14 protein-coding genes are annotated in these 14,784 nt (G+C 48.6%); 9 read left to right on the top strand and 5 right to left on the bottom strand.

Annotation, left to right across the window (positions count from 1 at the left end; all coding sequences use genetic code 11):
* Nucleotides 1–74 precede the first annotated feature (74 nt).
* From JW881_17015 to JW881_16995, 5 genes are all read left to right on the top strand, one after another.
* On the top strand, nucleotides 75–1,427 hold the full coding sequence (locus JW881_17015; protein MBN1699224.1) for a J domain-containing protein: 1,353 nt from the start codon (nucleotides 75–77) through the stop codon (nucleotides 1,425–1,427).
* Between the two features lie 235 nt (nucleotides 1,428–1,662).
* On the top strand, nucleotides 1,663–1,878 hold the full coding sequence (locus JW881_17010) for a hypothetical protein (protein ID MBN1699223.1): 216 nt from the start codon (nucleotides 1,663–1,665) through the stop codon (nucleotides 1,876–1,878).
* A gap of 67 nt (nucleotides 1,879–1,945) precedes the next feature.
* On the top strand, nucleotides 1,946–2,728 hold the full coding sequence (locus JW881_17005; protein ID MBN1699222.1) for an alpha/beta hydrolase: 783 nt from the start codon (nucleotides 1,946–1,948) through the stop codon (nucleotides 2,726–2,728).
* A 245-nt stretch (nucleotides 2,729–2,973) separates the two neighbouring features.
* The gene (locus JW881_17000; protein ID MBN1699221.1) at nucleotides 2,974–4,611 is read left to right on the top strand and encodes a DUF2339 domain-containing protein; all 1,638 of its coding nucleotides are present in this window, start codon (nucleotides 2,974–2,976) and stop codon (nucleotides 4,609–4,611) included.
* The gene (locus JW881_16995; GenBank protein MBN1699220.1) at nucleotides 4,608–5,780 is read left to right on the top strand and encodes an HD-GYP domain-containing protein; all 1,173 of its coding nucleotides are present in this window, start codon (nucleotides 4,608–4,610) and stop codon (nucleotides 5,778–5,780) included. The genes JW881_17000 and JW881_16995 overlap by 4 nt, the downstream gene beginning before the upstream one ends.
* 20 nt (nucleotides 5,781–5,800) lie before the next feature.
* Here the strand turns inward: JW881_16995 and JW881_16990 are convergent, their stop codons facing one another.
* A complete protein-coding gene (locus JW881_16990) occupies nucleotides 5,801–7,069 on the bottom strand; it encodes a hypothetical protein (protein ID MBN1699219.1) in 1,269 nt (422 codons plus the stop codon).
* 46 nt (nucleotides 7,070–7,115) lie between these two features.
* Between JW881_16990 and JW881_16985 the strand changes: the two genes are divergently transcribed.
* The gene (locus JW881_16985) at nucleotides 7,116–7,781 is read left to right on the top strand and encodes an MBL fold metallo-hydrolase (GenBank protein ID MBN1699218.1); all 666 of its coding nucleotides are present in this window, start codon (nucleotides 7,116–7,118) and stop codon (nucleotides 7,779–7,781) included.
* A gap of 26 nt (nucleotides 7,782–7,807) precedes the next feature.
* On the opposite strand, the gene JW881_16980 is transcribed toward JW881_16985, so the two are convergent.
* On the bottom strand, nucleotides 7,808–9,706 hold the full coding sequence (locus tag JW881_16980) for a hypothetical protein (GenBank protein ID MBN1699217.1): 1,899 nt from the start codon (nucleotides 9,704–9,706) through the stop codon (nucleotides 7,808–7,810).
* Between the two features lie 253 nt (nucleotides 9,707–9,959).
* Here JW881_16980 and JW881_16975 point away from each other — a divergent pair, with 253 nt between their 5' ends.
* The 3 genes from JW881_16975 (at nucleotide 9,960) to JW881_16965 (ending at nucleotide 13,093) form a co-directional block, all read left to right on the top strand.
* Nucleotides 9,960–11,327 carry a tetratricopeptide repeat protein gene (locus JW881_16975; protein ID MBN1699216.1) on the top strand — a complete coding sequence of 456 codons (1,368 nt, stop codon included), beginning with the start codon at nucleotides 9,960–9,962 and terminating at the stop codon, nucleotides 11,325–11,327.
* A 124-nt stretch (nucleotides 11,328–11,451) separates the two neighbouring features.
* On the top strand, nucleotides 11,452–12,630 hold the full coding sequence (locus JW881_16970; protein ID MBN1699215.1) for a TraB/GumN family protein: 1,179 nt from the start codon (nucleotides 11,452–11,454) through the stop codon (nucleotides 12,628–12,630).
* A gap of 22 nt (nucleotides 12,631–12,652) precedes the next feature.
* The gene (locus JW881_16965) at nucleotides 12,653–13,093 is read left to right on the top strand and encodes a hypothetical protein (protein MBN1699214.1); all 441 of its coding nucleotides are present in this window, start codon (nucleotides 12,653–12,655) and stop codon (nucleotides 13,091–13,093) included.
* 135 nt (nucleotides 13,094–13,228) lie between these two features.
* On the opposite strand, the gene JW881_16960 is transcribed toward JW881_16965, so the two are convergent.
* From JW881_16960 to JW881_16950, 3 genes are all read right to left on the bottom strand, one after another.
* Complete coding sequence (locus JW881_16960; protein ID MBN1699213.1) at nucleotides 13,229–13,570, bottom strand: hypothetical protein; 342 nt, start codon at nucleotides 13,568–13,570, stop codon at nucleotides 13,229–13,231.
* A 52-nt stretch (nucleotides 13,571–13,622) separates the two neighbouring features.
* Nucleotides 13,623–14,501 carry an RHS repeat-associated core domain-containing protein gene (locus JW881_16955; GenBank protein MBN1699212.1) on the bottom strand — a complete coding sequence of 293 codons (879 nt, stop codon included), beginning with the start codon at nucleotides 14,499–14,501 and terminating at the stop codon, nucleotides 13,623–13,625.
* A partial coding sequence (locus tag JW881_16950; GenBank protein MBN1699211.1) for a transposase occupies nucleotides 14,480–14,784 on the bottom strand: 305 nt, incomplete at its 5' end. The genes JW881_16950 and JW881_16955, both read right to left, overlap by 22 nt.

The raw sequence follows: 14,784 nt of genomic DNA, 5'->3' as shown, positions 1-14,784 counted from the left end.
GCCGCTTTGTCTTTTACCGTTCTGCGGCGCCGGCGGGCGGCCGCCTCATCACGGGCAATGGGGATTATCGGCTTATGAGTATTATCAATTCTGTACTTCTCCATAACGCCCATTATCTCATTATCAACAGGGAAAACACCGATGTCTTTCGTTATCATAAATCCTCGAACGGCACCTCACATCGCGGCCGTTACTCATTACTCGGCGGTAACGGCGACGACTCCGATACGCACGGTACCTCCCTTACCGGTATCATGAGAAAGATTACCGGCAGGAAACTCAGTATCGCGGGTTCGTCGTCGATCGTCACGTGTTTTTTTTCTACAGTTTTCCTCTTTGCCTCTATCGCCGTCCCCGCCGTGTTTTCCTGGTATTTCTTTTTTTTCCATGTCGTCTTCTCCTTTGTTCTCACCTTCGGCCTGTTGAACAGATTCGCCTGCCGCGTCATGCTTCGTTACACGTTAAACGGCAAAAAAGGCGAATTCTATCAGGACCTGCTTCACCACCTCACCCACCTTTCGTATTCGGACAGGCTGTGGCATGTCGATGAGATTGCCGCGAATAAAAACCCCAAAAAATACGGGGGATCGAAACACATCTACCACCGCTGCCGGGCAAGGGTGATAAAATCGCGGCCGCACTTTATCACATCGAATATAACGATATACGCCGTCGCCTACAGCCACCACACCCTCTATTTTCTTCCCGACTGCGTTCTGGTAAAAAGAAAAAACAGATACGCTCATTACGGTTACTCCGATATTTTCCTCTATTACGCGGAAAAGCCTTCGCTTGAAAGAAAGTCCCCCCCCACCGACGCGCAAATCATCGGTCAAAGGTGGCTGCACCCCAACAGGGACGGAACACCGGACAGACGCTACAGACACAACCCGCGTATCCCCCTCATGTTACTCAGCGAACTGCTCGTCTATTTCAAAGGCGGTTTTCAGAGTTACCTTCAGATTTCCGCGGTCAGAATAGCCTTTTCATTTTATTCGTTCTTGAGCCGCTACGCCGAAGTCGCCATAACGAAACGATACAAAAGCGGCAAACCCAAAAAATCAGCTTCCTCAGGTCCGGCCGGCGGAGAAGGGAAAGAAGACCGGAAAACGGAAGCCCGTCGGGATACCGGCCATAAAACGGAGAAAGACCGCGCGGACGAACGGAAAAATCGGAACAATAACGACACGCATACAACGCAACAGAAACAGGTGAATAAAACAATCCTGACCGCGTTCAGGACACTCGGGCTTTTACCCGGCGCGTCTGCGGAAGACATCAAACACAATTACCGCCTGCTCGTCAAACAATACCACCCGGACCTTTACATAAAAAGCACGGCACTCTCGCAAAAATACGCCGAACAGAAAATCATCGAGATAAACAGGGCTTACGAACACATATTGAAGTGGTCACGGACCTCGTAAGATATCGGACGGCCCGTCCGGCCGCCGCCGCAGACTTGACAAACGCCGCGAACTATGATTTAATACAGATGGTGTCATATTGACGTCTTCCGGGATTTTGTTTTCTTACAAAAAAAAGATAATGAAAAAAGCAAAATCGTCCAGAAGATAATTATACAACAGCGGCTCTCTCCGGTATTGCAGTCGAAAAACGCCATATCAGGAGGAGAATGAAAATCAAAAAAGGAGAATCATTATGAAAGTTAAAAACCTGAAGATAGCCTCGTACCTGATTGAAAAGGGACTTCTGACCGTCAAACAGGCGAAAATCGTTATGGAAATCCAGAATAATATGCACAACGTCAGTAAACAGCGGTTCGGCCGTATCGCGGTGAACCAGGGTTTTATCAAGGAGAATGTCCTCAACAAGGTAATGCTGGAAAAGGAAAAAAAAGAGTTCGGGATAAAATAAGGGCACCTCTAAAAACATAACAATCCGCCGCAGCAAGGGGCGTTCTTCAACAATTAAAAAAGTAAATATGAACAGCCTTCGTTTCTACGGAAAGAAACCTTATACAATCATCGTCATTCACGGGGGACCCGGTGCTGCCGGTGAAATGAAGCCGGTAGCCGAATCACTCGCCCCTTATTGCGGCGTTATCGAACCGTTTCAGACAAAGCGGACCGTCTCCGGTCAAATCCGCGAAATCAAAAGCCACATCGAAGATCATTGCAGCCCTCCGGTTATCGTCATCGGTTATTCATGGGGTGCCTGGCTCGGCATTTTTACGGCAGCCGGATTTCCCGCACTCGTCCAAAAACTCATCCTAGTCGGTTGTCCGCCTCTCGAAGCCGGTTATACCGATGCGATAGAAACGGCAAGAATGGCCCGCCTCACAGACGAAGAACAAAACGGGATAAGGCGCCTTGCGGACACCCTTGCCGATGAAACGACCACGAAATCCGAAGTGAAGCGGCTTGAAAGGCTGTTGTTGAAGACAGACGCCTATGATCCGGTGCCCGATGCCGCGGAACCGGTCCGGTTCCGCGGTGATATCTTCCGCGGCGTTTGGGAAGAGGCGGCCGGAATGAGAGAAAATGGTGAGCTTTTGACGTATGCGCGGCAGGTCGTATGTCCGGTCGTTGCCATTCATGGGGATTATGATCCCCATCCGGCTTTAGGTGTGAAGCGGCCCCTTTCGGGGATCATCGGGAATTTCCGGTTTCATCTGCTTACGCGATGCGGCCATACACCATGGATCGAACGGCATGCCCGCGCCATGTTTTTTACACTGCTGAAAAAAGAGCTACAGACTGGTTGACGGGAACCGCGCCGCCGGATGGATAAAGCTGGAAAGCGATGCAATGTACGACTATTGAATCCCATTTATGCAATCTGCATATCAATATGCAAATTGCATAGCCGTTTTTGCCTCAAGCGAATCCTACGCAAAATATATTTCCTTGTATTATTAATAATTACGGGCAATTCATTCCTGGCATATTTCTTGCATTATATTTCGGGTATACCCTTACTGTTAGCCCTGTATATTTTTGGAGGATTGGCATGCATACGGAATCCACTTTTAACTCAGCCGTATTCGACAAAACAAAAACGATCGAACTCCTTAAAAAATACTGGATTCTGTTTACCGGATTTCTCCTTCTCTTTGCCGGAATCCTTTACATCTTCAGGGTCGGCTACGATGACGGCTGGATTTCTCCCGTAACGATTCTGGTCATGGGTATCGCGGGCAGCATGATCGGGTACGCTTCGAGTATCATACTATTCAGAAAGAATGCCCGTATTATTGCCGAAATAACCGCCGGATTCACCTGCGGCTTCACTTTTACCGTGATCGCGTACGCCCATTTTACGGATATGCTGACGCACACGATCGCATACGGCTGCATTATCGCGGCCGCCCTCTGTATATCGGTCATCGCCTTCAGGCACAATTTTCGCGTATTCGCGACCCTCGGTCTGGCTTCGGCCCTGAGCGCCCCCCTTATTGTATGGGCCCCCGCCTTCCATCTTTTCAATCTCTATCTCTATATTCTGGCACTCAATATCGTGATTATCGGCTTCGGCCTTATAAAAAAATGGCGGGAACTCCTCGCCGCAGGGATTATCATCGATACCCTCCTCTACTTCGGCTATGCCTCCGTGCTGCAATTCAAAAGCTGGAACGAGCCCTTTCTCTATATTTTCATTATCTTTCTCCTCTATGCAGCGGGAAGCATGATTATGGTGAAAAGAGAGGACGGTTCCCCCGAACGCTTTCCCGTTCTTCTTTTTGCCGTCAATCTCATCGTCTTTTTTTCCTGGTCCCTGTATATCTTCTCCTGCTTTCGGATAAACCTTTCGATTCCTTTCATCATTACCGGCGGTATCCTCCTTGTCTCCTTTTTACTTTTTCTCTTCCTCTTCGGCCGGGCATCGAGAATACCCCTGACAAGCTACCTTGTGGGGTTCCTCATCACAGCCGTTAGCGGCGTCCCTTTCAGTGTGTACCTCCCGGGAGATATCTCTCCCTTCATCCAGCAGGCGGCCGTCTGGCTTATACTCGCATCGAGCCTTTTTATTTACGGATATAAAATCCGCAACGGACTCATGATAACCGGAAGTTTCATTCTCTGGATGATCATCCTCGTCTATACAACGATCACCCAGTTTTCGCGTTTTATTTCCTATTTCCCGTTTTTGAATCCGCCCGCCGTTTTGTGGTCGGCAATCATTCTTTCCGGATTGCTGATGTCGGTTTATATCGAAAAATTCTCTCCCAAAAAATCGGACAAAGGTCGGTCCGTCTCCGGGAAGGTCATGTCGTATACCCTGGCCTCTCTGAGCCATCTCATCGTGTTTTGTTTTTTATCGGTCCAGATCATATACGCCGGGACTCGTCTGGATATGTCCCTTTTTGAATTGTCCTGTTTTGTTTCCTCCGGCTGGGCGGTCTTCACGATCATCCTTTATTTTTGGGGATGGAAATACGGCCGGCGTTTTTTTATCATTACCGCATATTTTGTTCTTGTCATGACGGCAATAAAAATGATATTCTTGGATATTCTCGGTGAAACCACAATTCTAAAATCCGTTTTCATGTTCATAACCAGTACATTTTTCGTATTTGCCGGTTTCCTGAACTACCGTAGACAAACAATCATCTCTTTTATCGCGCAAAAAGAAGGAGAGATCCGATGAAAACGTCAATACTCGACGGCAACACACATGGTGCCCTGAAAAAAATTCCCGTGGAAACATTATCTCCCGGCATGATATTCGACAGCCCCGTATATTTTGAGGGGAGCAATCTTTTAGTCGGTGCGGGGATACCCTTGAAAGAAACGGATATAAGGAGGCTCAACCAGTGGGGGATATCCATAGTGGAAACCAAGGGAGGCATCGCAGGCGAAGACCCGGTGCAAAGAGAGGCTTTGGATTTCAGGCGCGAGTACGGACCCGGAAATAAAGATTCAAGCTATATCCTCTATATATCCTCCATAAAAAGACTCGATACCGTATTCAAGGATGTCATGGAAGACAAAGAAGTCATTCAACAGCGGCTGACATCGATTACAAGCGACCTTATGCAATGCGTCCGGGAGAACAGAAACCAGATGCTTCAGTATGTCCTTTTCGGAGAACCGGCCGCGAATAAACTCGTCGTCAATGCGGTTCACACCGCCGTCATTTCGATCGTGATCGGAGAGAAGATCGAATTGCTGAACCACTACCTTTTCAAACTCTGCATCGCCGCCCTCCTTCATGATATCGGGATGCTTCGGATTTCGGAAGATATCGCCTCAAAAACCGATAAACTCACCGACGAGGAATTCCAGGCCATGAAACTTCACAGTATTCTGACCTACAATATCATCGTCAATGAACTGCACTACGGACAGGAGATCGGTGAATACGCACTTCTCCACCATGAAAACTGGGACGGAAGCGGCTATCCGAAACGCCTCACCGGAGAAAAAATCCCGCTCCCGTCACGAATAATCGCCTGCGCGGACGCGTATTCGGCAATGGTGAACGAACGCCCGTACCGGGAACGGTTGAGCGGCTACCTCTCGCTAAAGACAATAATCGGCGATAACGGGAAACGATTCGATCCCGGAATCACGAAGGCGCTGCTCTCGAGCATCGGTATATATCCGATCGGCAGCATTGTCCGGCTCAACAACGAGGATATCGGGCGGGTCGTCGATATAAATCCGCAGGCGGTTCTCAGACCAAAGATAAAAATCGTGAAACGGTACCGTAATCAGGGGAAAAAGGACGAAGAGATAATCGATCTGATAAAACGGTCCGATATCTATATTACGGAAACGATCGAACCGGTACATGAACCGTTTGCCGGTTCGTGAATCGCTTCCGAAGATGCCGGTTACCTCAACACATGCTGGAGCAGTAAAAACAGCAGAAAGCAATTCAAAAGCAGATCGACAAGGATAAAAAAGCCGGAAAAAAAGGTATAAAGCCGGGCTTTTCCGTCGCACCGCGCAGCGAGTTCCTCGGGATTTCCCGGAATCTGGATCAACTCAGCCATCGGGTCTTGGGGTTCGGTGATATATTCCGTGTCGTCCGGTCCATGTGCCGCGTGATACTCGCCAAAAAGAAAATATTCCTGATTCCCGAGAGATGTTTCGGAAGAAAGGCTGGATTTGCGGATTTTGACATTGCCCTGAACCGGGAGAAAACTCGCGCTGTTCATGGCGTTGTTCCGTATCATGATATAGCAATGTTTGTCCGGAAGCATCGTTATCTCTTTTCCTTTACACGGGACCGTATTTCCGGGGGCGCCGTTATCCGGAGGAAAGCGGTGATCGCGAAAATACCTCAGTGGCAACTGCAGCAGATCCCGTTCCGCCCGGAGGTAACGGGCTTTTTTCCAGAGAAATCTGTAGGCGAAAAAAAGGGGAAGACCCGGAGGAAGAAAGATCGCGAGCGGAAGGAGGCTCAGGTTGAGTGAAAGAAAGGCGGGAATACGCATTCCCGGTGACTGCAACAGGATATAGGCAAAGACAAGAAGGGAAAAAAAGCCCGTGACAAGCGAAACAAGCGTAAACTGGTTCCAGTACTCGTTTTTCTGTCTCCCGCACCATATCGCCCGTTTGAGAATCTCCTTTTTTTCGCCTTCGTAGATGGCGACGAGAAGGGGTTCCTTCTGTGTGGAGGTGAACACGCCCCGTCCGTTTTCAACGACAAGTGCCCCGCCGACGAACAATTGCGTTCCCTCCGGCAGAGAGAATATCCGTTTCCATTTGATACTCGATGTTTCCTGATACGGAAGCACATCCTCGAATTGTGAAATAGGTTTTTGCTGCAATGAATTGAGCGGCGCATATGATGGAATGAGATAAATCGAGACATCCTGAAGATCCACCGCGATCGTCATCGTTCCGTTGGAAAGCCAGATTCTGTCCTCTCCCTGAATCGCTTCGAGATTGCCGAAAAACCGGAAATTCCCGCACAGGCCGTCGCCTTTCGTGTTCAGATCGGCATAATCCAGGACGGGATAAAGAGAGACCTGAATGAGTTTTTCCCTGAATCTGCGCCACCGTTCACGGGCGAAATATGCCCCGACGGCGGGAATAACGAAGTAGAAGAGGAAACAGATCGAAAGTATCGATAAAATAACAAAAACAACATTCATAAACCATATTGAAAAAAAACACGAAATAGTATAGTGTTAGTATACTATGATTAATCAAATTGTTGTAGGTATTTGCAGCACTAATTGCTATATTTTTTCACACAAAACGAACGAGTGCGTCATCATCGACCCGGGCGGGGACGAAGTGGATATCATCTCGTGCATCAAGGCCCTCGACGTCCAGCCTGTCGGGATCATCCTCACCCACGGCCACTTCGATCATACGGCCGCAATAAAAAAGCTCAGGGATTATTTTCAGAAAAAAGGAAAAAAAATACCGATCGCGATTCATACCGAGGACAGGAAATATCTCGGCGAGTCGGGTGAAAAGATAAACAAAAATTTTCTTTCCTATTTCGGGCTTGATTCGAACAATCAGTTTCACAACAACTTCATGTCCATGCCGGATGCGGATATCCTCCTGCACGATGAGGAGAATGTCTTTAACACGGAGATGACGGTCATCGAAACCCCCGGACACACCCGCGGAAGCGTCTGCCTTTATTCGGAAGAAAAAAATGTCCTTTTTTCCGGCGATACCCTTTTCTGTCAGGGAATAGGGAGGACGGATTTTCCGGACGGCGACCATGAATCGATCGTTAAAAGTATCAGGGACAGGCTTTTTTCCCTTCCCGCAGACACCATTGTCTATCCCGGACACGGTCCGAGTTCGACAATCCGAATGGAAAAAGAAAGTTTTTATCCTTCCTGAAAATTAACGGACAAATAAAGCGGCCGTCACTCGGCTGTCCCGAAGAGGATGCGTATCTCCTCTTCATCCTGCAGGTGATTCAGCTTCACATAGAGTGTTTCCGATTGTTCATCGTAAAACCAGCCGTACATCCGTCTCTCATAATCACCGTCCGCTTCATGTTCACGTTCGTGCAGCACACATGAGCCGACATTGCCGAGACCCTGAATGAAAAAAAAGTGGTGTTCGCCTGAGGGAAAGGAGAGAACGAGTCGCACTTCGGCATCCGTTTTCACGTACCGTTCGACCCGCGCGACGGTCCATATCCAGGTACCCGGTCTGATTTCCGGATCGAGCGGTATCTGGCGGGGGATGAACGGCGCATCCGCGATATACTCATAGACCGATTCCGGCGTGCAGACACCCGAAACCTCAGCGCCGTTGTCCGGATGCAGGCGTATTTCAGCGGGGAGAAAACCATACTCGCCGCCAAAGGACAGGGCGGAGAGAATGAGTTTACGCCCGAGCGAAACGAGTCGTTGATCGTTTTCATAGACGCCCGCGGCAATACAGGAAAAACCGCAGCGAACGGACCGGAGAAGATCGATTCGCGGCGTATCGCCGGTTCGTTCGCGCTCTTCGAGGAAGACCCCCCGTTCCAACGGCACCAGCCGGGGGAAAATACCGGCGTCCGGTATCCGGCGAAACGGTGAAAAGTAATCTTTACTGCCCGGCAGGAACCGCGCGACATCGTAGAACGCCTCCATCATACCGAGACAGACGGCGGTATCGAGTGAATCGAAATCGGCATTTTCCCCGACATACTGCACGAGCCGGATGAGGTTGTTGAACTGATACATATTCGTACGGTTCAGGAGAAACAGTACAAGATCCGGCATCGTGAACACCGACGGATCTTTTTCCTGCATCGATCGTTCCACCTCATCGAGTTTTACGGCATCGAGCCGTTTGAAGGCCTCGGCGGCTTCCCCGAGTCCCCCCAGGTACGGGACCGTCATCAGGGAAAAAACCTCTTCGGGAGACCGTTCCGACTCCTTTTCGACGGCATCCGAAACCACCGACCGCGCCCTTCGCACCCCGTCGCCTCGAACCAGCGCTTCGGAAAGGATGGCGCAGGCGATACGCTCGTCGAAAACTTCATCCCCGCCGCCGGTCCGCCAGCGCCCTTGTTCACGATCGTACCGGCCGGACCTGAAGCCCTCGTAGGAGGTATCGATCCAGGCATCCCTTATCGCTTCGTATTCTCTCCTGTCCGGCAGCCCGGCATATTCGTCAAACCAGTAAAGATAAGGATTCGCCCGTGTGTCATCGCTTTTTTCGATGATCACAGCCGGCGTCGTCCTTTCCGCAGGGGGCCGTACAATAAGATTTTTTTTCGCCGTATCGATGGAAGAGCCCGAGGGGAGTGAAAGATAAAAGAGATTGGCGGCTTTCATGCACGAAAGAACCGGGACGGAAACTGATGTTTCCGGCCGGCTGCCGGTGATCTCGTAGGGTATCACAAGTTCCCTTATTTCTCCGGACTGAAACAACGATCCCGGATAAACGGATACACGTTCCCCTATATCCCCGCCGACCCGTAAGATCAGCGACAATCCTTCTTCGAACTTGACTTCCACACTTTTCTCGAAGACGGTGCAGGATTCCGCGTGAAAGGAACGTTTTCTCCCGTCGTTTTGTATCAGCACAAGGGGCTTCGCGTCGCTTATCGAGAGACGGAATCCGCCGACATCGGCATTGAGCCTGGAAATACCCCGCTTTCTGAAAAGGTTTCCCTCGACCCGCGAACCGGAAATAACGAGATACCCGACCGGTTCGTTTTCAAACGCCTTTTCATTCAGGATGTGGAAGAGAAGGAAAAGGAGGATAAAGCAAACGTATACCAGCGGGATGGCGATATATAACCGGTTTATTTTTATTTTCATGAAGCAACTATATTATCAATACCTTTCTATTAGTTCAAGCTTGTACAAAAGAAATAAAAAAGATATTATGATAACAATCCGTTTTTAAAGGATGCATGGTAATCCTGACGAACGACAACTGAAAAAACACATAACATCCGGCCTCGAGCACCCGGATACGGCTGCCGTTTTTTATACGACATCACGTTTACAGGAATGACGCACCGTTTCGGTGCGCAGCCGGAATACCATGCCGTCAGACAGAGGAGGAACGATGGTCAGAGCGTTGCTTGTATCGGTTTTTTGTTTTTGTGCAATAATTTTAAGCTCCTGCGTTTCTTCGCCCGAAAAAACATCAGACGGGGAGCTTGCCCCCTATGAAAGCATCACCCAGTATGTGGTCATGGGGGAACCGGAAAAGGCGATTGAAATATACGAAAAAGCCGTTTCATCGAAAGACGCCGATACACCGGACATGAAAATACTCCTTGCCCAGCTTCTCATGCTTGCCGGCAAGAATGAAGACGCCGAAAAGGAATTGAACGAGGTACTGGAAAAGGACAGGAGTAATTGCGACGCACTCTTCCGGTTATCCGTGAATTACGGTATCGAAGGAAACAGGAAAAAACAACGGGAGACGCTCGAAGAAATTCTCCGGATCGATCCCGGTTATTCCCCGGCACTCGCCTATCTCGGCGAGAGTTATCTGGAGGAAAACAAACTCGAGAAGGCCCGGCAGTATTTCGAAAAAGCCCTGAAAGCGGACCCGAACGATTTTGTCGCGCTTATGGGGCTGGGAAATCTGCTGATGCGGAAAAAGGAATACGATGAGGCGATAGCGATGTTCGACAGGGCGCAGAAGGTGGACCCCGAATATCTCTTCGCTTATGTGGACAGGGCGCAGGCAAAGCGATTGAAGAAGGATTACGGGGGGGCGATCGAGGATTTGTCCGGGGCGATTGCGATCGACCCCGGCTATTACTGGAATTACATCGACAGGGGCAATCTCTACCTTAAAACGGGAAAACGGGAATCCGCGATCGCGGATTTTACCGAAGCGGCGAACATCGATCCGGATTATTTTATCTCCTATGTCTATCTCGGCGGGATCTATTACAGGACAAAGGAATGGGAAAAGGCCGGAGAATACTACGGGAAAGTCTACGAACGGAAAGCCGATTATTATCACATTTATGAACCGCTGGGGGTTATCTCGTATACCCGGAAGAAATGGGACGATGCCCGGAAAATGTTCGAAAAGGCCTATGAATACAATAAAACGGAATATTCATATCCCCTCCTCGCTTCATTGTGTCTCAAGAAGGCGGGAAGGGAAAAAGAGGCGCGAACATATCTGGAAACCGAACTTCCCTCCTTCCCGAAAGACACATGGTACTATGAAATCGCTCGGTTCTATATCAATCCTTCGAACGATTATTACGTGCAGCACCGGTATAAAAACGAACAAAATAAAATACGCAAGAAGCGTATGCTTTTTTATATGGGCGCACAATATGCCCTCACCGAACAATTTATCGTGACGGCGCGAATTTCTTTTGAACAGGTCCTCTCGATCGAACGGAAGGATCTTCTTGAATACGATCTGGCTGAATGGGAACTGGAACAGCTGGATAACAAATAGAGAAGCATACCATTGGTTTTCACTGTGTAAGAAAAAACGTCTATCCTGCAATGATGTGATGACATGATATCGTCACCGTGACAACCAGGGTGTTCTATCAGAACCTACGGAGGTATAAGTGACAATGAACGAAACAGCCACCCGGGTACAACTCGGAAAAAGAGAGATTATTCTGCTGGGAACGGCGCACGTATCGAAAGAAAGTGTCGTCGAAGTCGAGACGACCATACGGGAGGAAAAACCCGATATGGTATGTATCGAGATCGACGAATCCAGATACAATTCCCTCACAAAAGGCTCCTCATGGAAGGACCTCAGCATTCCCCAGGTGTTGAGAAAAAGAAAGGGGTTCCTCCTGCTGGCGAACCTCGTCCTTTCTTCCTTTCAGAAGCGGCTTGGGCTCGATCTGGGCGTCAAGCCGGGCGAGGAAATGCTCAAAGCGATAACGATCGCAAAGGAACTCGGCATCCCCTACGAATTCTGCGACAGGGAAATTCAGGTGACGCTCAAACGCGCCTGGTCGAAGACGGGTTTCTGGGGAAAAAACAAGATGCTCGCCGCCATGATCAGTTCCGTTTTCTTCAACGAAAAGCTATCCGCCGATGAAATAGAAAAACTCAAGGAAAAAAGCGCCCTGCAGAACATGCTGGAGGAACTGGCGCATTTCATGCCGTCCGTCAAAACGGTCCTTATCGACGAACGGGACAGGTACCTGGCAACCAGGATATTTCTGTCAAAAGGAGATAAAATCGTCGCCGTCGTCGGGGCGGGCCATGTCGAGGGGATCATGCAATGGCTTGAATCCCTGCATGAAGGAAAGGTGACGGAGGACCTCGCCGAAATAGAGGAGGTTCCGCCGAAATCGATCGTCGCCTCCGCCCTGCCCTTTGTCATCGCGTTCGCCATCATCGGCCTCATGGTCGCGGGTTTTTTCGTGGGGGGGATCACGAAGGTGCTCAACATGCTTCTCATGTGGTTTCTCATTAACGGCTCGCTTTCGGCTGTCGGGACAATTGTCGCACTCGGCCATCCCCTCGCGGTAATCGCCGCCTTTCTCACCGCGCCCTTCACCTCGATCAATCCGCTGGTCCCGGTCGGACTCGTCACCGGCCTCATCGAGTACAAGTTCAAGAAACCCCACGTCGAAGACTTCGAACAGATAAGCACGGACATTACGAGTTTCAGGGGCTTTTACCGGAACAGGTTCATCCATATCCTCCTGGTCTTTTTCTTTTCGAGCCTGGGAAGCGGCATCGGCACCTTTGTCGCCGGTATTCCGATGATCGCGAACCTCTTTCATTAAAGGAAAGACCCGGATTCCGTTTTTGGGAGACAGACTGATGCAAAGCACGGAACAACGGCTGCTTTTTACCGTTTTCACGATCGCAATCCTCTCGGCGGGCTGCGGGGGCGGAGAGTACCGTGAAGAAAAGCGGCTTATCGAAAGCCACAACGCGATCGTCGACCGGTTCAGCGAAAAAATGGAAAAGGCCGGCTCCTCGCCCGAGATGCTCGCCGCAATCGGCGAGTTCATCGAGAGAATCGGACCGCTCGTTCCCAAAGTGAGGGCTTTGAAAAAGTCCCATCCCGAATGGGAGCATGAGCCGCCCAAAGAACTCGAAAAGACGATCGCCGAATACCGGGCGTCAATGACCGGGCTTGCTGAAGCGGCGAACAGGTACTATGAGTGGTACATGAGGTACCCCCACGACTACCAGCTCGAACGGGCGTACAACCTGCTTCGGAAACTGATAAGCGACATGTAGGAAGAAGAAAATCGACGGCGGACGGGGGGAATCAGGAAGGGATGTGACGGCGGATGGCGCGGATTTAGCGTATTAAGGGTGAGGGGTGGCTAAAGAGGTATACCGGGGGCGGGGTTTTTGGAAATTTTATCATATTTATTTTTTATTTTTTCTTTTTCTCTCTTTTATCTTTTTTTCTATAAATCTTAATAATGTTGATATCGTATAGCCGGATATCATAAGAATTATCCCATCCAATCCAAACCGGAATAAATTCCAACCTAATGGAAGCATAGTGCCATTCGACAATTCACCTGTCTTGGAATTACTAAAATGAAGGCCGGAATTGAACGCTTCAATCCCATAGACCAATATAATTACCAGATCGTCAACATATTCAAATGCAAAAGCAATAATTATAAAGGAAAATAACAATATTATTAAAATCTCATAGCATTTAAAAGATTTTTCTTTGTTTATTTTTTCATTTTCTATCATAGATATCTATCCTGTTATAATATTATAATTAATCAAAAAGCCAGTGATTTATTTAATCTGGCATTAAGAAATTTCCAAACATGTCATGTAAAAAAGGTATATCTGGAAAGTAACCTTCTCTTGTATCATATACTCTAAAATAATATTCAATAAGTACTCCATAAGTTTTCTTTCCGATAGAATATCCTGCCTTGAATCCAAATACATCTGGATCAATAGGATTCCACCAACATGCTGATACACTTGAATTTCCAGTCAATGAAATTTGTACATCAATGAATCCACCAGTGTATTTCGTTGGATCACCATTTAATCCCCATACCAACCCTGCTCCAAAAGTCATGGATACTCCTTTTCCTAATCCTGCCCCAGCTTGACCATAAATAGTGACACCATGTCCTCTTGTTAATATTACTTCACAGCCTAATCCAGCTCCGATTATTCTTGAACTGAATGCTGTTATATTTGCACTAAATAATACAAGACCATCCGGTGTATCAACACCAATTATGTCATCAAAAAAATAATCCAGTGCTTCAAATATAGTATCTGTATCAAGTCTATTTCGAAACTCTTCATCTGTCACTACTTTTTTGGCGATTTCATTTAGCTGTCTTTGAATACTTTCTGCCTTTGACCTAATAGAACTTGCATTTAAGTAATTTGGCTTATTTCGTTCTTCATAATTATCATAATATTTCTCACAATCTTTTTGCGTTGTGTGTGAACCAAACATACCTAATGGATCTATATAGACTACCGGATCATTTTTACAGTAAGCATATCTATTCAATCCATCCAGTACCATATCCGGCTGGACAAAACGCCCCAGCATCGGGTCATAGTAGCGGGCGTCGTAGTAGTAGAGTCCAGTACCGCCGTCGAACTCCTGGTCCGTGAAGCGGTAGTTCACACCCTTGATACCCGCCATGTAAACGGTCTTTCCGTACGGGTCGTAGGCAATGCTCTGTATGGGCTGGCCCGTTTCGTTCGTGAGGCGGACCGCTGAACCCAGATGGTCCGTGTGGACGTAGAGGAGTTCGTTTTCCGTAGCTGTAACCATTCGCTGGGCAATCCGTTGATCGTTTGCAAAATAAGAGCCCAGCATCCGACATGAATAATTCCGGGTTGGCCGCCGGCCTTGTTATAAGCCGCAAGCCCGTCGGTTTGTATATACCCTTTCCACCCTTCGAGTATTTTCCTCGGCACCTCGC

The organism is Spirochaetales bacterium, from assembly GCA_016930085.1.
GTDB lineage: Bacteria > Spirochaetota > Spirochaetia > SZUA-6 > JAFGRV01 > JAFGHO01.
The sequence above is the reverse complement of the archived record's forward strand: the minus strand, read 5'-3'. Positions and strand labels throughout refer to the sequence as shown.

Excerpts from the sequence above, each read along its gene's own strand:
- JW881_16975 (MBN1699216.1), top strand. The coding sequence starts at position 9,960 with ATGGTCAGAGCGTTGCTTGTATCGGTTTTTTGTTTTTGTGCAATAATT.
- JW881_16990 (MBN1699219.1), bottom strand. The coding sequence starts at position 7,069 with ATGAATGTTGTTTTTGTTATTTTATCGATACTTTCGATCTGTTTCCTC.
- JW881_16980 (MBN1699217.1), bottom strand. The coding sequence starts at position 9,706 with ATGAAAATAAAAATAAACCGGTTATATATCGCCATCCCGCTGGTATAC.
- JW881_17015 (MBN1699224.1), top strand. The coding sequence starts at position 75 with ATGAGTATTATCAATTCTGTACTTCTCCATAACGCCCATTATCTCATT.
- JW881_16995 (MBN1699220.1), top strand. The coding sequence starts at position 4,608 with ATGAAAACGTCAATACTCGACGGCAACACACATGGTGCCCTGAAAAAA.
- JW881_17010 (MBN1699223.1), top strand. The coding sequence starts at position 1,663 with ATGAAAGTTAAAAACCTGAAGATAGCCTCGTACCTGATTGAAAAGGGA.
- JW881_16960 (MBN1699213.1), bottom strand. The coding sequence starts at position 13,570 with ATGATAGAAAATGAAAAAATAAACAAAGAAAAATCTTTTAAATGCTAT.
- JW881_16970 (MBN1699215.1), top strand. The coding sequence starts at position 11,452 with ATGAACGAAACAGCCACCCGGGTACAACTCGGAAAAAGAGAGATTATT.
- JW881_17000 (MBN1699221.1), top strand. The coding sequence starts at position 2,974 with ATGCATACGGAATCCACTTTTAACTCAGCCGTATTCGACAAAACAAAA.
- JW881_17005 (MBN1699222.1), top strand. The coding sequence starts at position 1,946 with ATGAACAGCCTTCGTTTCTACGGAAAGAAACCTTATACAATCATCGTC.
- JW881_16955 (MBN1699212.1), bottom strand. The coding sequence starts at position 14,501 with ATGGCGGGTATCAAGGGTGTGAACTACCGCTTCACGGACCAGGAGTTC.
- JW881_16985 (MBN1699218.1), top strand. The coding sequence starts at position 7,116 with ATGATTAATCAAATTGTTGTAGGTATTTGCAGCACTAATTGCTATATT.